The following is a 20,552-nucleotide window of genomic DNA, read 5'->3' as shown; positions in this document are numbered from 1 at the left end:
AGATATGAAAGCTAACTCCAATTACATAGCCGAATTAATCCAGAAATTTCTTCGTGGGCAGGAAAGTGCTGCGGAACGCGATTCAATTGAGCACTGGCGGAAATCTGATCAAAGGAATGACGATCTAATTAGGGAATTTCGGGATGCAAAAAATATTGAGCAGGACCTGAATTTTTTTGCGGATCTTGACGAAGGAGAGGCTTGGCGAAGAGTAGGTGCTGTTAGATCTGTTAAAAAAATAAATTATTGGCCATTTATTCGTATTGCAGCTATTTTTGTTTTGCTGTTTGGGGCGGTGTTAGTTTACCTGCGTGATCGGGAGGTCGTCGATCCGAGCAAAGTAGTGACCAATACAGCCGGAAAAAAGGATATTCTGCCCGCCCAGCCCGGAGCTTTACTGCTGCTGGCAGATGGGTCAGTAGTGCCATTGGAAAGTTCGGTAAGAAACTTAGACCCAAAAGTTATTATGGACGAGACTAAAAGCGGGATTGCAGCTGTAGCAGCACCACTGACAGAATCGGCAATTGAATACAATACATTAGTCGTTCCTAAAGGGCATTTCTATAAATTAAATCTGGAGGATGGTACCCAAGTTTGGGTCAACGCAAATTCGCAACTTAAATTTCCTGAAAAATTCGATGAGAAAGAGCGCCGGGTAATTTTGGATGGTGAAGCCTATTTTGAGGTTTCACATGATGCTGAGCGACCATTTTATGTCGAGTCCAAGGGGAATGAAGTAAAAGTATTGGGAACACATTTTAATATCAATGCCTATGGTCATAATGTTCGTACCACATTATCTTCGGGTAGAGTTCAAGTAAGTCATTCTGGACATGTGATTGTCCTGGAGCCGGGAGAATACGCGAATTTCGTAGGAGAACAGCTACGGAAAGGAAAAGCCGATTTGGAACACGACCTGTCTTGGCATAATAATCAGTTTTATTTTAAGAAAGAAACCATTGTTGAAATAGCCTCTACATTGTCTAAATGGTACGATATCCAAGTGAAATTTAAAAAAGATGTGGTATTAGATAAAGTGTATACCGGTAATTTTAAACGTGATGTTAAGCTGTCAGAGGTGTTGGAAATGCTGACCTATGTCTGTGACCTGAAATTTGAGCTTCAAGGAAAAGAATTAATAGTAGAAAACAAATAGGAGGAGTACTTATGTAAGAGAAATAATACCTAACCTAAGAGCCTTTACATAAAAATAGAACAGGAATGTTGCAGCATCCCTGTCCGGAAATGATTAAAAAAGGCCTAAAAATTTAAAAAGCGAATTAAGTAAACCCAATTAACCACAAAGAGTAAATGTATGAATAACTTACCATTTGGCAAAACGTGGCGACTGATACCTCATGACCCGCGGTTTAGCAAACCTTTACGTATTATGAAAATTAGTACCTGCCTTCTTTTCGCCTTTGTGACCGGAGTTCAAGCCAATGGCATTGCGCAGAAAGTTACGTTGAAAATGAAAAATGCACGGATTGAAGAAGCACTGAACGCGATCTCCAAGCAGTCCAATCTGCAGTTATTTTATGGGGAAAATATTGATTCCAAAGCGAGGATCAATGTCAATCTGAAAGACGCTTCCGTTGCTGATGCATTAAATGCCGTTTTGAAAAGCAATAATATTGAGTATAAGATTATAGCTAATACGATTTCTGTCAATGGGAAAACGGAAGGTAGTAGATCAAGTAATATTGTGCAGCAAGGAGTTTCTGGTACAGTAAAAGATAAAGATGGAAATGCGCTGGCCGGGGCAACAGTGACTGTCAAAGGAACCGCTATCACTACGCAGACTGATGAATCCGGACATTTTAAAATAAATGCTAACAGTAATGCGACCTTGACTATTCGCTTTATTGGCTATGCTGTCAGAGAAGTTGCTGTTTCAGATCGAAATAATTTGAATATTGTGTTAACATCTGATGAGAATAAACTAGAAGAGGTTGTAATTTCTACGGGTTTTCAAAACTTGAATCCTAAATTGTTTACTGGAGCAGCGGTCTCTTTAAAAGGAAAAGATGTTATTCAAGAGGGGACAACAGATGTTAGTAGAGCATTGGAAGGTAGAGTGGCGGGTGTATCAGTCCAAAATGTATCAGGAACTTTCGGCGCTGCTCCTAAAATGCGGATTCGCGGAGCTACGTCCATTACAGGTGAGAATAAGCCTTTGTGGGTTATTGACGGAGTAATTTTAGAAGATGTTGTTAATATATCTAATGAACAGCTCTCATCTGGCGATGCTTCTACATTAATAGGATCTTCAGTAGCTGGGTTAAATATGGATGATATTGAAGATATCAATATTCTTAAAGACGCTTCTGCGACAGCACAATATGGAGCACGAGCGATGAACGGAGTGGTTGTTGTACGTACGAAAAGAGGACGAGTTGGAAAACTTCAGGTAAACTATACAGGTAATTTCTCTGTAAACTTGAAGCCCAACTATTCTAATTATAACATCATGAATTCGGTCGATCAGATGTCCGTATATGCCGAATTGGAACGGAAAGGCTGGTTCAATTATTCGCCTACTTCCCGAGCGGAGAATGGAGGTGTTTATACAAAGCTTGCTTCCTTAATTGATTATGATGAAAGTTTAGGTGACTATGGAGTAAAAAATACGGATGAGGCAAAGGGAGCATTTTTGAAACGCTATGCATTGGCGAATACGAATTGGTTTGATCTATTGTTCAAAAATTCATTGCAACAGGAGCATTCCGTAAGTTTTAATGGTGGTAGCGAACAAAGTCAATTATATTTTTCTACATCTTATCTGAAAGATAATGGTTGGGCTATGGGAAACAATGTAGAGCGTTTCACGTCAAATTTGAATGCGAATTTTAAACTTTCTGATAAACTTTCCTTGAATTTTATCACTACCGGAGCTATACGAAATCAGCAAGCCCCAGGAACGTTAGGGCGCGTGAGTAATCCGGTGGAAGGTAGGTACTCTAGAGATTTTGATATTAATCCTTTTTCTTATGCGATCAATTCTAGTAGAACACTTACAGCATATAACGAAGACGGAAGTCTAGAATATTTTAGAAGAAATTATGCTCCTTTCAATATTATCAATGAATTAAGAAATAATACCATGGATTTGAATATGTTGGATCTCAAGTTTCAAGGGGGACTTACATATAAAATTTTGGATGGCTTAAGTTTTAGCTCTTTGGGTGCGATGAGATATGTAAAGACTGGTCAGGAACATAAAATTCGTGAGAATTCTAATATGGCAATGGCTTATCGCGCAGGTACGTCGTTCGACCCCTTAGGCGTTGATTCAGAAGTTCGAAAAAATAACCGTTTCCTTTATAGAGATCCAGAAAATACTGCTGCGGAACCAGAAACTGTGCTCCCTTATGGCGGATTCTATAATACAACGGACGATTTTTTGAAATCGTATACCTTTAGAAATTCATTGGAATACAATAAGAATTTTAACGAAGTGCATGATTTAAATCTTTTTGTTGCCCAGGAAATTCGTTCAGCGAATCGTCAAAATAAATCAAACATTGGTTATGGCTATCAATTTGATAAGGGCGGAGTTCCTTTTGTTGATCCAAAGGCGATAGAACAAGCTGTTGCTAATAATCTACCGTATTATAGTATGGGACCGACATATGATCGCCAAACTTATTTTTTGTTTAGGGGTGCATATGCCTATGATGGCCGATACGCAATTAATGGTACATTTAGATATGATGGTTCAAATCGAATGGGTAGCAGTGCTACCGCTCGCTGGTTACCCACATGGAATATCTCTGGCGCTTGGAATATAGACCGTGAAAAATTTTATGATAATTCGAGTGTAAAAGAGGTTATGAATCGTTTTACAATTCGTGGTACTTATGGACTGACAGCGAGTATTGGTAGCGCAACCAATTCAAGTTTAGTTGTAAAAAGTTCTAGTTCACTAAGGCCCTTTCCTACAGAACAGGAAAATGTGATAAATATAATCAATTTGGCTAACAACGATTTAACTTGGGAAAAACAATATGAAGCCAATCTGGGATTTGATTTTGGATTCTTGAAAGACAAGCTAAATTTAACAGTTGACTTATATGATCGAAAAGGCTTTGATTTGATTTATAATGCGAGAACACCTGCAATAGGAGGTGAGTATAAGAAAAATTTCAATTACGCAGATATGCGATCCAAGGGTCTTGAGATTACCTTGGGAGCAAATATTAAACCTTCTACTGATTTCTCATGGAACAGTAATCTGAATTTTGCTTTTAATAAAAATGAAGTGACCAAACTTGAGGGGACACCAATTATATTCGAATTGGTTGGAACAGACGGAGGACCGCTGCAAGGACATCCGTATAGAGGTCTTTATTCTATTCCATTTGGTGGACTAAACCCCAAAACTGGCGTCCCAATGTTCCATAACGGTTCAGGTGAAACAGTGACTTATATAGATCCTCAAGGAGATGATATTTCTTTTTTAAAGTATGAAGGACCTACAGATCCAACTTTTATGGGAGGTTTTAGCAATACGTTTAATTACAAAGGATTTAGCTTATTTGCATTGTTTACTTTCGCAAAAGGCAATAAGGTTAGATTAAATCCTGTGTTTAATAGTTCCTACTCAGATTTAGATGCTACACCTCTTGAATTTAGAAATCGTTGGGTTGTACCTGGCGACGAATTGGATACGAATATTCCAGCCATACCTGATCGAGGAACGTTCAACGGGTTGAATGGTGAATTCCCTTATAACTCATATAATTATTCAGATCAGCGTATTGCAAAAGGTGATTTATTGAAATTGAAAACTATCCGGTTGACATATAATATCTCCAATAAACTTATGGAAAAAATCAAATTGAGAAATGCTTCTTTAAGTTTAGTAGCTAATAATTTTTGGTTGATTTATGCCGATAAAAAACTCAATGGGCAAGACCCGGAATTTTTTGGTACAGGTGGAGTAGCATTACCAGTTTCAAGAATGTATACTTTATCACTTAAAGTAGGATTTTAATGAATTTTTTATGAAAAAGTATTTATTTATAATAGTCTTAGGTGCAACGCTTAGCAGTTGTAATAAATTTTTAGAACAGGAACCAGATGCAAGGACAAAAATTGATTCACCTGTTAAAATTAAAGAATTGGTAGCCTCGGCTTACCCTAAATCGACATATATTGCATTCGCCGAATCCATGTCCGACAATGCGGGAGACAAAGGAGTCTCTTCAAGAAGCGAACAGAACTCTTTTCCTTGGGAATTCAAAGATCAAGTAAAGTCACTTTACGATATGCCTGCGAGATATTGGCAGGAATGCTATAAAGCGATTGCTGCTGCAAATCAGGGGCTTGAGTCCATTGCTGAATTAGGTAATGATCCGACATTAAATGCATCAAAAGGGGAGGCATTGGTCGCTAGAGCGTATAATCATTTTATGTTGGTTAATTTTTTCGCACGCCCGTATGATGAGAGTTCATCCTCTACTGATCCTGGGATTCCTTATGTTGAGAAACCTGAGGTAACAGCATTAGGGAAATATTCGCGGGGTACAGTAGCAGCTGTCTATGATAATATAGAGAGAGATCTGTTAGCAGGGATTCCGTTGATAGATAATTCCACTTATAAATCGCCAGCGTATCATTTTACGAAAAATGCAGCCTATGCTTTTGCTACCAGATTTTATTTATTTAAAAAGGATTATGCAAATGTTGTAAAGTATGCCAATTTAGTAGCCAGTACCGGTACGATCGCTACTTCTTTAAGAAATTGGAATGGTAAGTATAAAGATTTGGCTTATTATGATCTTCAAGCTATTTATACTAAGTCAACAGAATCTGCTAATTTGCTTTTATGTGAAGCGAACTCAATATGGGGACGATCGTTTGCTGGTTATAATTATGGTTTAAATTCGGCTTTATTAGCTGAAATATTTTCAGCAGCAAATAATCCAGTAAAAATTCAGCTCACTTATAGAAGTAAAATATTTGGAGGAACCGAGACCGTATTTAATATACCGAAATTTTCGGAGAATTTTATCAAAGAAACAATATCTGCAAATTTTGGTGAACCTTATAATGTCATACCATTACTTACTATGGAAGAAGTACTGTTTAATAGAGCCGAAGCAAATGCAAACTTAGGAAATAATCAAGCTGTAATAGATGATTTAAATGCTTTTCTTTCAAAACGAATAACCGGATATAATGAATCAAATCCAAATCATAAGTTAACACTTGCAAAAGTAACATCATTCTATCCAAACCTATCAATAAAAGATGCTTTGGTAGAATCTATTCTAAACTTTAAACGTCAGGAGTATATTTTTGAAGGTATGCGCTGGTTTGACATCATCCGATTGAAAAGGACAGTTAACCATCGTAGTGTAAAAGGAGATATAAATTTAACAATTGGGCCTGAAGATAACCGTAGAGTTCTGCAATTACCTACTGAGGTTATTGCTTCAGGACTGGATAAGAACCCACGATAAATTTTAAAATTATGAAAAAGTTACTTATTTGTCTCATTGTACTGTCTGTGCTTATGGTGGGATGTACAAAGGAGGAGAAATTAAATATTGAGGATTTAAGACTTGGAGGTGATACATGGGTCAAAACAGAATTGGATAATTGGTTAGACGAACACTTCACAGTTCCTTATAATATCCAAGTTAAATATAAGTGGGATCGATCAGAAGTCAATATGGACAAAACACTAGTACCTCCACTTGAAAGCAAAGTGAAGCCTGTTATGGAAGCAATGGAGCATGTCTGGATTAAACCTTATGTAGCAGTGAAAGGAGAGACTTTTATGAAAGTGATGTCCCAAAAACAATTTGTACTAGTTGGAAGTCCAGAGTATAATTCAAATGGAACAATTGTTTTAGGTCAAGCAGAAGGAGGAAAAAAAGTGACCTTGTTTGTTGTTAATAATTTTGAAAAATCCAATAAGGTGGAGGTAAAACGAATGTTAAAGACAATGCATCATGAATTTGGTCATATTCTTCATCAAAAGAAAATGTTTACTCCTGCTTATGCTTTGATCACTCCTGATGGATATGATGCTACTTGGTTCAATTATGAAGATGATGAAGTATTAGAACTAGGGTTTATTTCTGCTTATGCTCGTAATACTGTGGAAGATGATTTCGTGGAAATGCTAGCTATAATGTTAACTGATGGAAAGACAGCATTTGAAGCGAGGGTGAATAGTGCTGGACCTGGGACAGCTGCTCTCCGTGCAAAAGAAGCGATCATTCGATCGTATTTGAAAGAAACTTGGGATATTGATCTTGACCAGCTTCAAACCGTGACCCAAGAAGCTATAAATTCATTAAAATAAAATGATATGAAAAGAATTTATTTTTTATTGTTAACAGTTATAATTTGTCTATCAGGGTGTAATAAATTTGAACCTACGCCAGTTGATACGACAGATAAACGTATCAATGAAACTCTCGATAGATATAATAGTATATTGGCAGATGCTGAGTTTGGTTGGAAAGCTTATCTTTTGACTAATACAGATGTTGCGGTAGATTTTACGTTTAAATTTGATGGAAAAAATAGAGTGTCCATGAACGCTGAGTTTGATAACCAAAGATCGGAAAGTTCCTATCGAGTTAAAGCACTTCAACGTCCAACATTGTTATTTGATACTTATTCAACACTACATAAATTATCAGACCCGACTCCGTCAGTTTTGGGAGGTGCCTTAGGAGAAGGATACGCTGCCGATTTTGAATTTGCCATTGTTTCTGCAACAACTGATAAAGTTGTATTAGAAGGTACATTCAATAAAAGTCAGCTGGTATTGGTTAAAGCAAAATCGCAAAACGAAATTGACGAAACATATAATAATACCGGGACTATGTTGGAAAAAATGGCTAAGGTCCGTACCTATTTTAAGAGAACAGTGATTAATGGTGGAGATTATGAATTGAAAATTGATAATGGGAATAGAAAAATTGATTTTATACAGTATATCGATGGTGTAAGAAAAACTACAAGCGGAAATTTCTTCGTTGTCGATAATGACCTAAACTTTTTTGAACCTATTGTTTTGGGAAAAGATTCGCTTTCGAGTTTGGATGAAATAACTTATGATGCTGCCGCTGGATACATTAAATGCAAATTGGGAACTCAAGAATTGAAAATATCTGAAGCAAATGAACCGTTGTTCTATGATAAAACTGCTGTAAGTAGATTCTGGCAAGCGGATCGACAACTATCGTTTACACCTTGGGTAATGGACAATGTCGTCGATTATTTAAATGATGCTAGCATAACGGCTGGTACTGGTGTAAATCAACGTATTGCGTGGTTAGGGTACGATGAAGATCTTGACTTAATTGCGTATGGAGCAAATTTTAGTTTGAGATACGGTATTGGTATTACTCCGACGATTGATAAAAGCTCAGGCATGCTAAAATATGACGTTTATGGTATTCTCGGAACGCTTCCTACAGTATACCGCAATATCATTATTCAAACGGCACTAAACTTTACCGATCCTAAAGGTTTATATGTTATTGAGACTGGAGCGAATACTTTCGATTTAGTTACCGCAACTGATGCACGCAGATGGATTAGTTTGGGGCCATTGTAATCGAGTATATTGCTTTTACAGAATGGTATGATTGAGAGGATAATTATAAAGCGGGGCTGTTTAAGGAGGCCCCACTTTATTAAATTTTTATCAAAATTCGATAACTTAATTAATTATACTGTCATGGAAAAGCAAACACAGAACTTGCCGAATCGTTCTAATATATTATTGTTAATGAACTTATTGTCTAAAGTTTGTTTACTGTACTTTGCGTTATTGATAGCAAATTATTCAACACATCAATATCTTCCTGAATTGGCTAATGCAATTATTTCTTTTATTGTGGAGCTATGCACGATCCCGATGGTATTGCTGACTGTGATAATTTGGCTGATTTCACTTTATCATTTAATTTTTAAAAAGCAGAGTAAAAGTAATTGGTTAATGAATATATTGTATTCTTCTATTACAATTATTTTCATTTTCTTGGGAGATTACTTTGTGTAGCAATTTATGGACTGTTTTTTCTTTGTTGAGCAATATCAAATAATTTGAGAAAACTGGTCTTTAGAATTAAAAAAGGACTAATTATAAAAAATCATTATAAGTTATTTTTAAGATACTGCCTGGCAATGATTATTATGGTAATTATGGGGGAGGTTATCAATTATTATTTTCAAAAAAAAGTTAATGAGCATACCTTATCTTGGTTTATTGCAGCATTTGTATGGGTAATCCTTGGCGGTTTGATCCTAACATTTGTTGACGGGCGAACTAGAAAGAAAAAGTCAATTAAATAGTTTGCTCCATAAAGATGAAAGATATCAGTGGTAACGAAAGCCACAGGCGTACCTGCAGATCGATTAGGAGGTTTCTATGCACAACTTGCTTGGGGAATTGGTCGATAATAAAAATAAAAAAGATATTTATTTCTACATAAAATTGGATGGAGGTAAAAAAAGGGGTGTCTCAAAATTATTGCGAGACACCCCTTTTGCATAGATTATTCATAATTAATTTGCCGGGACGCAAACGCTTCCTCCCTTGTTGCAAACCGGTAAGCAGCCGAAGCAAAAACGTAACCGATCAGAGTAAACGCTTGGCGCTGGGATGTAAATCCTTCGATCGTGGAAAAATTCCGATGGATAGAGCAAGTGAAAACGGAAAGGCTTCAAGTAAACAGGTTCATAATCGACAGAGACCGATCAGCAGAAGATGCAAACTACATATTCCACCAAATAGACACAGTTAGTGGCGAATGATTCGCTGCGACGAACGAAGTAAACCTTATATAAGGTGGAAGAAACACGGTATTGTTCCTTCATTTCGCATACTCGGCTAATGCCGTTAGTTCCTTGACGTAAGCAATTGCTTCCAAGGACGAAGGATTCACATAAATAGCCAAAGCGTGCCGAAGGGCATCATCGGGAAACTGTTACATATCTCAAGTAACACATGCGATAGTGGAAGAGAACCAATACACCGGCTAAGCAACAGGATGAGCCTGGCAAGTGAACACGTCGGCTCTGTAAGTAATTCTGTAGTCCAACCAAAGGATTACGGTCAGGGATGAAGCAATAACGAAAAGTGCGGAAATAAATGCGTCCCGAGGTATAATTATAATTCAGCTTTTTGTTTAAATAAAAGTTCCGCGGGAGTTTTCTCATATCCTTGTGACAATTCAATCCAAAAAGAACTGTTTTTTTCTTTGATATCTATAATCCGGGAAATATTTTGTTTTTTATCACCCCAATACATTTTCCTTTTCGTTTTATAATAAATATTACAGCGTGATCCTTATGAAAAAATGGAAAAATAGTCTTTTTGAAATATTTTTCTTGCAAATAATAAAAAATATTAGCCATTTTTATAGCACAATTATTAAGCATCTTCATGAGATGCACATATATATCCTAAAATATCCCATCTATAAAACACAGTAGCTGGAAAAGGAAGTGATCTAACTATGCAGAAGGAAGAAGTATTATTCAAAACACACTACAACGGGCTCTGTCATTTTGCGTGGAAGATATTAGGTGATCTGACGGTCGCAGAGGATCTGGTGCAAGATGCTTTTATCGCGTATTTTAAACATACGGACCAAGTAAGCGATAATGAGATTGCGATCAAAAACTATCTCTACAGTTCTGTGCGCTTCGCTTGCTATAATCACATACGCCATGAAAAAGTGCGTCAAAAATATTGGACTGTAGTTGGCTTTACCGAAGAAGATAACACAGCGCTTGAATTGAATATGATCCACAGTGAACTCATTCAGGAGATCTATAAAATTATTGAACAAATGCCTGCCTCCTGCCAACAGGTCTTCCGGTTGGGATACCTGGAAGGATTGTCTAATCTTGAGATCACCAAAGAACTTCAAATTAGCATCAACACCGTGAAAACCCAAAAGCAACGCGGCATGAAAATGCTGTTGAAACGCCTAAATCCAGAATTTATCCCCCTTGTTATATTTTTGTTAAAAAATATTTAAATTCTTGTCACCCCTATTTTCGTCTTGCGTTTCTTTAGTGTAGAATATGAAAGAAAACACAGGACATATTGCCGAAATACTTCGGAAGTTCCTTAGCGGTAACTTGACCGGAGAAGAGCAAAGCCAGCTTGACGACTGGTTAAATGCTAGTCCGCAGAACAAACAATTTCTGGAATCTTTCCGCCAGGCAAAAAATATAGAAGATGATTTATCCATTGTCCGCAAATTGGACGCCAACAAGGCTTGGAATAAACTAAATAATAAAAATCGTACAGGAATAACATCAATTGGAAAATGGTCGTTGGGGATTGCCGCCACTATTACATTTTTAGTTGGAAGCTTTGTTTTATGGCGAACTGAATTAACCACCGATAATTCCAAAGAAAAGCATGCTGTTATTGCACAGCCACAAGATATCGCGCCAGCGACAAGTGGGGCAATCTTAGTGTTGGCCGACGGAACAAAGATCTCACTGGATAACGATTCTACGAAAACACTGACTAAAAACAATAATCTTGTTGGCAATAGCAATGAGCTGATCGTCAAAGCGACAGATCAGGCTATTCCTACACAATATAATTCATTAATTGTCCCAAAGGCGAGTTTCTATAAAATGACGCTGGTGGATGGTACAAAAGTTTGGGTCAATGCACTTTCTCAACTGAAATTTCCTGCGCAATTTTCAAAAACAGAACGCCGGGTTTTTCTGGAAGGCGAGGCTTATTTTGAAGTGGCGCACAATCCGGATCACCCTTTTATTGTGGAGTCCAAAGGGAATGAAATCAAAGTTCTGGGCACACATTTTAATGTGAATTCCTATTCAGAAGAGGTTCGTACAACGCTTGCGGAAGGCAAAGTTGAGGTTAGGAGAAATAACGAACGTGTTGAGTTATCACCCGGAGAATATGTATGGTCTTCTAGGGATAATCTGATCAAGGGAGAGGCGGATTTGCAACGCGATCTGTCCTGGCACAATAATGAGTTTTATTTCAAGAAGGAGACGATCGTAGATATCGCACATCAATTATCGAGATGGTACGATCTGGATGTGAAATTCAGGGGAAACGTACAACTGGACAAGGTGTATACCGGAAGTATCGAGCGTGATGTCAAATTATCACAGGTTCTGGAAATGCTATCCTATGTAAGTAATCTCAAATTTGAAGTGGATGGAAGAAAATTGATCATAGAAACGAAAAGCTAGAAATATAATAATGAACTAAACCCAAAACCGGCTGCTTATGACAAATTAATACCTACCCAAAAGACCTTAAAAAAGAGAACAGGAATGTTGGCGCATCCCTGTTCAGAAAAATGTGATTATCAGGTCCTAAATTAAAAAGTGAACAATTAAACCCCAATTAACCACAAAGTGTAAATGTATGAATAACTTACCATTTAGCAAAAGGTGGCTCTTGATCCCTCGAGATCCGCGGTTTTGCAAACCCCTACGTATTATGAAAATTAGTACATGTCTTTTATTTGCATTTGTTACAGGTGTGCATGCTAAAGGCACTGCCCAGAAAGTCACCTTGAACATGCGGAATGCACGTATTGAAGAAGCTTTGTCTGCAATCTCCAAGCAGTCTCATCTGCGCGTACTGTACAGTGAAAATCTGAATTCGAAAGCGAGAATTTCAGTCAATGTCAAGAACGCCACTGTTGAGGAAGCACTTAACGCTGTATTGAAAAATAATAATATTGAATATAAGATTATTGCCAATACAATCTCTGTCAATAGCAATTTAAAAAATAGCAATACGACTACACCTACTGCATTGCTACAGCAGTCGATTACAGGTACAGTTAAGGATAAAGACGGAAAAGGACTGAGTGGTGCTACAGTGACCGTAAAAGGAACTTCGGTTTCTACTCAAACCGATGAACAGGGACGATTCAAGATTAATGCTTCCTCTTCCGCAACTTTGGTTGTCAGGTATGTTGGATTTTCGGGTACAGAAGTTACTGTCAATGGTCGTGCAATTATTCCTATTGTATTGACATCATCGGATAATCAACTGGATGTTGTTGATGTTGTTGCGACCGGATATCAGAATGTTGACCGCAAGCTGTTTACTGGGGCAAGTTCTAAAGTAAATGCTAGGGATGCCGAACGAAGCGGAGTACCTGATATTTCCAGGATGTTAGAAGGGCAGGTGGCAGGGGTCTCCGTGCAGAATGTTTCTGGAACTTTCGGTGCTGCTCCCAAAATTACTGTTCGTGGAGCAACTTCACTTTCGGGTGACAATAAACCGCTATGGGTTATTGATGGAATTATTTTAGAAGATGTGGTCAATATTTCCAATGAGGCACTTTCTACAGGTGATGCCAATACGTTGATCGGATCATCGGTAGCGGGGCTTAATCCAGATGATATAGAATCCTTTACTATCTTGAAAGATGCGGCGGCAACAGCAATGTATGGAGCTCGTGCCATGAATGGCGTTATTGTGGTGAATACCAAAAGAGGTAAAAATACAGAAGGAAAACCATTGATCAACTATTCTGGAACATTTACGACCTATCTAAAACCAAGCTATAGTCAGTTTGATATTATGAACTCTGCGGAACAGATGTCTGTTTTGTTGGAATTAGAAAATAAAGGAAGTTTTAATCATAGTAGTGTGTCAAGAAGCTCTACAGGTGGCATATTTTATAAGATGTACAACCAGATGTATCAATATGACGAGACGACAGATTCTTTTGCATTGAAAAATACCTTACAAGATCGGTTGAACTTTTTAAGCAGATATGCTAAAGCAAATACAGATTGGTTTGACGTACTCTTCAGGAATTCATTATTGCAAGAACATTCTCTTAGTATTAATTCTGGTACTGCACGGTCTCAAACGTATTTTTCAAGTAGTTTGACAAGTGATAATGGGCAAACATTGGGGGATAATGTAAAAAGATATACGGGTAATCTTAGGAACAATATAAAGATTAGTGATAAGTTGAGTGCAGAATTTCTTGTAAACACGGCTATTCGCGATCAACGTGCTCCTGGAACATTAACCAGACAATCTGATCCTGTGTATGGCCAATATTCTAGGGATTTTGATATCAACCCGTATTCATACGCTTTAAATACAAGCAGACTGATCACACCTTATGATGAAAATGGTGATTTAGAGTATTTCGTGAGAAATTATGGTGATTTTAATATTATCAACGAATTGCAAAATAATAGCCTAGCACTCAATATGCTTGACATTAAAGTGCAGGGAGGGGTGAAATATAAAATAACACCAAAATTAACTTATTCCGTCGATGGAGCTTATCGTTACGCGAAAACTGAGCGTCAACATTCAATGAAGGAAAATTCAAATGTGATTAAATCTTATCTCGCGAATGGCGATGCTACCATTGCAGATGGGAATAAGTGGCTGTACAAAGACCCGGATAATCCTAACGATCCTCCTGTTGTTGTTCTCCCGGAGGGCGGTTTCTTTAATACAATTAATAATAATTTAAAAAATTACTATTTGCGCCAAAATTTGGAGTATGATAATACCTTCTCAAAAGATCATAGATTAAATGTCTTTGGATCTATGGAAATGAGGTATACGGACAGGCAAAATTCTTCGTACGATGGTGTAGGTTATCAATTTGCAAGTGGCGGCTTAGTGAATCCAAATTACCGCTATTTTAAAAAAATTATTGAAGCGGGTAACCCATATTTTAGCATGGGCTATGGTTATGATCGTTATGTTGCGACAATGTTGAGAACTGCCTATGCCTATAAGGATAAGTATTCGGTCAATTTCACGGCAAGATACGATGGAGCAAACCAATTGGGGAAATCTAGAGTTGCGCGTTGGTTACCTACCTGGAATGTTTCGGGGAAATGGAATGTTGACCAGGAAGAATTTTTTAAGAAGAATGATATCGTCAACGCTTTCAGTTTGAGAGCGACTTATGGATTAACTGCGAGTTTAGGTAGTGCCAGAAACTCCTCACCTATTTTTTACAATGATATATCAAAAAGGCCATATGAAGATGAAAAGGAAAGTCTTATATATATAAGTAGCTTGGAAAACTCCAAGTTAACATGGGAAAAGATGTATGAGACGAATATTGGTACTGATCTTAATTTATTTAATAATAAGGTTGAGTTGACAATGGATTGGTATAAAAGGAATATTTTTGACCTGATTGGTTCGATACGTACATCTGGTATTGGTGGACAGTTTACAAAACAGGCCAACTATGGAGAAATGAAAGCTCATGGATTTGAGTTTACTATTGCAGGCAGCCCGTTTAAAAATCCAGACGGTTTTCGCTGGCGTACACAGTTCAATTTTGCCATAAATAAGAACGAAGTCACGCGATTGGACGTCAACCAAAATATCTGGACACTTGTCAGAGCTGAAGGGGCGGCAGTACAAGGGTATTCACAACGCGGACTTTTCTCTATTCAATTTGATGGTTTAGATTCTCGCTATGGCTACCCAACCTTTATTGGTACAGAAGGCATAAAGGATACTTATATCAATTTGCAGAGTCAAACAATTGATTATCTGAAATATCATGGTCCGGTGAACCCGACTACGACGGGTGGTTTCTTTAATCAATTTGGGTACAAAGGACTGTCCTTGTCCACACTCTTTACTTTCGCGGCAGGCAATTTTATTCGTCTTCAACCCACCTATGCTAGCGTTTACACTGATATGCAAACGATTTCAAAAGATATGGTCAATAGATGGTTGATGCCGGGCGATGAGATGTATACAAATATTCCATCTTTACTTGATGGTTACGTAAAGAACAACTCGGTAATTCGCGCCAATGGTTCTACCGTAGATGCGGTATATCCCTATAATGCATATAATTATTCAACCGAACGTGTCGCTAAAGGAGACTATGTGCGGTTAAAGCAGGTCGCATTGACTTATATATTTCCCAAGGATTTATTAAAGAAAATAAGTCTTAATTCGTTACAGGTATCACTCGTCGGAAATAATATTGCGCTGTTGTACTCGGATAAAAAACTTAACGGTGCAGATCCGGAATTCTTCAACAACGGCGGTGTGGCCATGCCTGTACCCCGTCAATATACACTCTCATTAAAAGTAGGCTTCTAATTATTAAAATAATGAAAGGATTAAAAATATATATATCGGTAGTTATCTTATCAGCATTGTCGTTGTCTTCTTGTGAAAAATACTTGGAGCAGGAACCGGATATGCGGACTGAAATCAATACGGTTGACAAGGTCGCTAAACTGGTGACTTCAGCATACCCAGGATATGGGTATTTAGCAATGGCAGAAACATATTCAGACAATGTGAATGATAAAGGTCCTAACAGTGGAGCTCCATTATTGGATCCTTATGTGGATCTGTATCGCTGGAACGATATTGCCGGATCTGGAAACAATACACCAACTCAATATTGGAATGGTTGTTATGCTGCTATAGCAAGCGCAAATCAAGCATTGGCTTCCATTGATGAGTTTAAATTGGATAAATCTGTGCTGCCATACAAAGGGGAAGCATTGGTTGCCCGAGCTTATGCACATTTTATGCTTGTCACTTATTTTGCAAAAGCATATCAGATCGGGAAAGATAATAGCTCGCCGGGTATTCCTTATGTTACACAACCCGAAAAAATTGCCTTACAACAATATGAACGCGGTACAGTAGAATCCGTTTATCAGCAGATTCAAAAAGACCTGGAAGAAGGGATTCCCCTGTTGAAAGGCGGTAAATGGAAAGTGCCTAAATATCATTTTACCTATTCTGCAGCAAATGCATTTGCAACTCGTTTTTATTTATTTAAAGGCGATTGGGATAAAGTAATATTGCATGCGAATGAAGTGTTTCAAAACGGTGATTATACCAATAACACTCGGCCTGAAGCAACGAAAATTAGAGATTTAACAACTGCTGAACGACAAATCGAATACACAAAGGCGGATAAAAACTACAATTTGTTACTTGCGGATACGTATTCAATTTACCAAAGACAGAGTACGGGATATTATAGTCGATTTGGTTATGGTCGGGATAAATATCTTGCAACCTTCGGTAAGGTGACTGTAGCTGGAGCTACATTTCAATGGAATGGTTCTTCCTATGCAAGTAGTACACATTATTGGCCTCGGAAATATAATGAATATTTCTTTTATACCAATGTATCAGCGGGTACTGGACAGCCATATACCATGGTTCCGCTTATGACAGCGGATGAAGCTTTAATTAACAGAGCTGAAGCCTATGTGATGAAAAATGATTATGTGAATGGTCTGAATGATATCAATTATTTTGCAAGTACGAGAATTGTTGACTTTAACCCCGCAAATCACAATGTAACATTGGCAAAAGCGAAGAGCTATTTTACAACTGCTCAGACAGATCAGGAAGCGTTGATCGAGACGATTTTACAGTATAAACAATTGGCATTCCTTACAGAGGGTATCCGTTGGTTAGATATCTTAAGACATCGTATTCCAGTAGTCCACAATTTTCTGGATATAGATGGCACGGAGACCTTTGAGACTCTGTCCCCAGATGATAATAGAAGAATGTTTCAAATACCTGACGAGGCATCTATTGCTGGAGTAGGAAAAAATCCAAGATAATAGTTTATGAAAAGAAATAATATTTTAATACTCATTGCGTTTTCGATGCTCGCTATCTTACAATACTCTTGTAGAAAGAGCGATAGCAATTTAGATGTGGATCTGAATGATTATAATTCAGATAAATACGTTTATGGAGAGCTAGATAATTGGTTGGAAGCTAGTTTGACAAATCCCTACAACATTGAGGTGGTGTATCGTTTTGATCGTTCCATGGGTGATATTGCCAAGAATATTTCACCACCCAATATAGATCGTGTTAAACCGACGGCCGAAATGGTACTGAATGGTTTTATCAAAGTTTATGAGAAAGTAGCAGGAGCGACCTTTATCAAAACGCGCACACCAAAACAATTTGTCTTTTTTGGATCTACGGTATATAATTCAAACGGATCAGAGACACTAGGCACTGCTGACGGAGGAAGGCGCGTAATACTTTATAATTTAAATACATTGGACGAAAATGACTACAATAATGTAAAAAGAAGATTGCGAACCATTCACCACGAGTTCACACATATTTTAAATCAGACCATCGAAATCCCACCAACTTTTGAAAAAATTACGCCTTCTGATTATACTTCCGATTGGACGAATTCAGCAAACACGGAAGATTTAGCGCAAAAGTTGGGGTTTATCTCAAGATATGCAAGAGATCAATATACGGAGGATTTTGCAGAGACAGTGGCACATTTACTGGTTGAAGGACAGTTATATTACGATCGCTATGCTAATGCTGCGGGAGCAGATGGTAAGGCCAAATTAAAACAAAAGGAAGCTATCGTCGTAGACTATTTTAAGCAATATTATGATATTGATTTTAGACAATTGCAATATGAAATGTCTAGGACACTCGCCAGCTTATATAAAGATCCAACGGAAACACTTGTTTATCAGATGAAACAGTCCTATCTCCGACAAATAGATGTTGATTTGAATCAGGGAGCCCATTATGTTTCCTATGGCCAGTCAGCTGTATTTAAAACTGTCTGGACTGATGTAGAACAAAAGCTGGGACTCAATATAAATGGCAGCACAGGTAGAACTGCTAGGAACTTCTCTTGTGTGTTTAATGGTAACATGTTACAGATTCAGGCTTCCTATAGCAGTTCATCTACTTCGACATCAATTACGAAAGCATTTTTCGATTTTAATATTTCCTATCAGGCTGACGGTAGTGTAAAGTTTATCTATGTTCCTAATACTTCTTCCGGCACAGAGTATAATAATGGAAGGATAACAATCTCCGGATGGCAGCCACTGATAGACTACTTAACCAATAACGTTTTTGTGCCTGATTGGTTACCAAAAACAGCAGGCTTAGCGAACCTCAGAAAATATGCTGGTTTTTATGTTCAAGGAAATGCTGAGAGTTATTTTTATGGACCTATTGTTTTAAATTAATTTAGCAAAAATGAAAAAAATACTCTTGTTCTTTATAACTATAATTTCACTTTTTTGTAGTTGTAAAAAAAATAATGTAGAATTTATTTTTGACAAGCAACCTGAGGAACGTGTTGCTGAAAAATTGGATTCTTTACAGACTGCGTTATTATCCTCACCATATGGCTGGAAAGCAGCACTCAACACCAAGGCAAGTGGTGGTTATGGCTTTTATGTTGATTTTAGACCTGATCAAACCCTCAGCATGTTGTCTGACTTTTCCACCAGCAGTTCTACCGTGTTGAAAGAATCTACTTATAGAGTGACATGGACAATGAATGCTGTTCTGATGTTTGATACGTACAATTATATTACAATGTTACAAGACCCTACACCATCTGTAAATGGAGGTACTCCTGGTAATGGATTGCAAAGTGATATAGAATTTGAGCTTCTTAAAATTACTGCGGATACATTGACCCTCCAAGGCAAAAGATATGGTAATGTGTTGAGATTGGTTAAGCTGAAGCAAAGTGAACAGAAGGACTATTTGGACGGTAAATACAAAAATTCTATTGATGCAATTGCAGCATATTTTAAGTCGCATACCAATAATTATTTTAAAGTTGATGATATCGAAAGTAAAATTGAATTTACACCTACAACTGGGAAAAGTGCTATTTTTCAGTATATTAATAGTGAAAAAGGAGTTAGTAATGTATCTGGCAAGTTTAATTATGATCTAGCCGGCCTCAATTTTAATGACCCTGTAGCCATTGGGAATAAATCATTTGTCAAGGCGATACTTGACGGCAATGATCTGTATCTTGTGACTACTGATGGCCAACGAATAAAATTACTACAAGATACCCAGCCTATTTTGCCGTTAGAAAGTGTGTATGGCTATAACCGAACCTACAAAATACTTGGTACTCCAAATGACGTAAACACATTGCCTGAAGTTTTGATTAACACATCATTCCCAGATTTAATTAAAAATACGGTAACGAAATTCGGTACAGTGAAATTTAGGCATTTTGAATTCAAATTTGAAAGTAGTAAGCAATTAAGTATCAATATTTATTATTATTCTACTGCAAACTTTACCGCAACGATGTATTTTGATTATACTTTGGTGGACGGTGTCCTGACGTTATCTAATCCGACAAATAATACAACGGGAAATTGGAATACTCGCCGATCAGTACTTCGTGAATTGGAAGATTATTTAATAAATAACTCGCCCTATAAGACAGATTGGGTGCCGAATCGGGTTGGCACTCCTATAGTAGGTTGGTACTCCATTGTAAACTCGAATAATGTTATATATGGAAATTTGAAATAGTTGATGATACCAAACAGATAACAAATTATGAAACTGTCACCTATATTTGTTTCAAGCAAAATTAGGTGACAGCTTTTCTTCTATAGATTGGCTTTAGACTAAGAAGAATGAAAGCCCAAGCGAGGTAATTACATTGATTTACTCACGACTTCATTGATACAAATGCACGTAGCAAGGATTAGTCATTTGTCATAAAAAAACTTTGCCCCCCTCTTCTCTCATA

The 20,552-nt window shown here is 37.4% G+C and carries 11 protein-coding genes; all 11 read left to right on the top strand.

From position 1 onward, the window contains the following. Window positions 1-4: 4 nt before the first annotated feature. The 11 genes from ABTV71_RS25215 (at window position 5) to ABTV71_RS25165 (ending at window position 20,329) form a co-directional block, all read left to right on the top strand. Window positions 5-1,156, top strand: coding sequence for a FecR family protein (locus ABTV71_RS25215; protein ID WP_433901473.1), 1,152 nt, complete (start codon window positions 5-7; stop codon window positions 1,154-1,156). A 234-nt stretch (window positions 1,157-1,390) separates the two neighbouring features. After that, a complete protein-coding gene (locus ABTV71_RS25210; RefSeq protein WP_433901472.1) occupies window positions 1,391-4,996 on the top strand; it encodes a SusC/RagA family TonB-linked outer membrane protein in 3,606 nt (1,201 codons plus the stop codon). 10 nt (window positions 4,997-5,006) lie between these two features. Then, entirely contained in the window at window positions 5,007-6,467 is a 1,461-nt protein-coding gene (locus ABTV71_RS25205; protein WP_433901471.1) for a RagB/SusD family nutrient uptake outer membrane protein, read from the top strand. Window positions 6,468-6,478: 11 nt separating this feature from the next. Beyond that, window positions 6,479-7,318, top strand: coding sequence for a zinc-binding metallopeptidase (locus ABTV71_RS25200; protein WP_433901470.1), 840 nt, complete (start codon window positions 6,479-6,481; stop codon window positions 7,316-7,318). 6 nt (window positions 7,319-7,324) lie between these two features. Beyond that, window positions 7,325-8,584 carry a DUF4302 domain-containing protein gene (locus tag ABTV71_RS25195; protein WP_433901469.1) on the top strand — a complete coding sequence of 420 codons (1,260 nt, stop codon included), beginning with the start codon at window positions 7,325-7,327 and terminating at the stop codon, window positions 8,582-8,584. A gap of 1,906 nt (window positions 8,585-10,490) precedes the next feature. Continuing rightward, window positions 10,491-11,018, top strand: coding sequence for an RNA polymerase sigma-70 factor (locus ABTV71_RS25190; RefSeq protein WP_433901468.1), 528 nt, complete (start codon window positions 10,491-10,493; stop codon window positions 11,016-11,018). Window positions 11,019-11,064: 46 nt separating this feature from the next. Next, window positions 11,065-12,222 (top strand): FecR family protein, encoded by a 1,158-nt coding sequence (locus tag ABTV71_RS25185; protein ID WP_433901467.1) that lies wholly within the window; start codon window positions 11,065-11,067, stop codon window positions 12,220-12,222. A gap of 253 nt (window positions 12,223-12,475) precedes the next feature. Then, complete coding sequence (locus ABTV71_RS25180) at window positions 12,476-16,102, top strand: SusC/RagA family TonB-linked outer membrane protein (protein WP_433901466.1); 3,627 nt, start codon at window positions 12,476-12,478, stop codon at window positions 16,100-16,102. 11 nt (window positions 16,103-16,113) lie between these two features. Continuing rightward, complete coding sequence (locus tag ABTV71_RS25175) at window positions 16,114-17,601, top strand: RagB/SusD family nutrient uptake outer membrane protein (RefSeq protein ID WP_433901465.1); 1,488 nt, start codon at window positions 16,114-16,116, stop codon at window positions 17,599-17,601. A gap of 6 nt (window positions 17,602-17,607) precedes the next feature. Next, window positions 17,608-19,005, top strand: a complete 1,398-nt coding sequence (locus ABTV71_RS25170; RefSeq protein WP_433901464.1) for a substrate import-associated zinc metallohydrolase lipoprotein — start codon at window positions 17,608-17,610, stop codon at window positions 19,003-19,005. 10 nt (window positions 19,006-19,015) lie between these two features. Next, window positions 19,016-20,329, top strand: coding sequence for a DUF4302 domain-containing protein (locus tag ABTV71_RS25165; RefSeq protein WP_433901463.1), 1,314 nt, complete (start codon window positions 19,016-19,018; stop codon window positions 20,327-20,329). The last annotated feature ends 223 nt before the right edge of the window (window positions 20,330-20,552 follow it).

The organism is Sphingobacterium puteale, from assembly GCF_050986225.1.
Taxonomy (GTDB): domain Bacteria; phylum Bacteroidota; class Bacteroidia; order Sphingobacteriales; family Sphingobacteriaceae; genus Sphingobacterium; species Sphingobacterium puteale.
The sequence above is the reverse complement of the archived record's forward strand: the minus strand, read 5'-3'. Positions and strand labels throughout refer to the sequence as shown.

Coding starts and splice junctions, on each gene's coding strand:
- ABTV71_RS25215 (WP_433901473.1), top strand. CDS start 5: ATGAAAGCTAACTCCAATTACATAGCCGAATTAATCCAGAAATTTCTT.
- ABTV71_RS25210 (WP_433901472.1), top strand. CDS start 1,391: ATGAAAATTAGTACCTGCCTTCTTTTCGCCTTTGTGACCGGAGTTCAA.
- ABTV71_RS25205 (WP_433901471.1), top strand. CDS start 5,007: ATGAAAAAGTATTTATTTATAATAGTCTTAGGTGCAACGCTTAGCAGT.
- ABTV71_RS25200 (WP_433901470.1), top strand. CDS start 6,479: ATGAAAAAGTTACTTATTTGTCTCATTGTACTGTCTGTGCTTATGGTG.
- ABTV71_RS25195 (WP_433901469.1), top strand. CDS start 7,325: ATGAAAAGAATTTATTTTTTATTGTTAACAGTTATAATTTGTCTATCA.
- ABTV71_RS25190 (WP_433901468.1), top strand. CDS start 10,491: ATGCAGAAGGAAGAAGTATTATTCAAAACACACTACAACGGGCTCTGT.
- ABTV71_RS25185 (WP_433901467.1), top strand. CDS start 11,065: ATGAAAGAAAACACAGGACATATTGCCGAAATACTTCGGAAGTTCCTT.
- ABTV71_RS25180 (WP_433901466.1), top strand. CDS start 12,476: ATGAAAATTAGTACATGTCTTTTATTTGCATTTGTTACAGGTGTGCAT.
- ABTV71_RS25175 (WP_433901465.1), top strand. CDS start 16,114: ATGAAAGGATTAAAAATATATATATCGGTAGTTATCTTATCAGCATTG.
- ABTV71_RS25170 (WP_433901464.1), top strand. CDS start 17,608: ATGAAAAGAAATAATATTTTAATACTCATTGCGTTTTCGATGCTCGCT.
- ABTV71_RS25165 (WP_433901463.1), top strand. CDS start 19,016: ATGAAAAAAATACTCTTGTTCTTTATAACTATAATTTCACTTTTTTGT.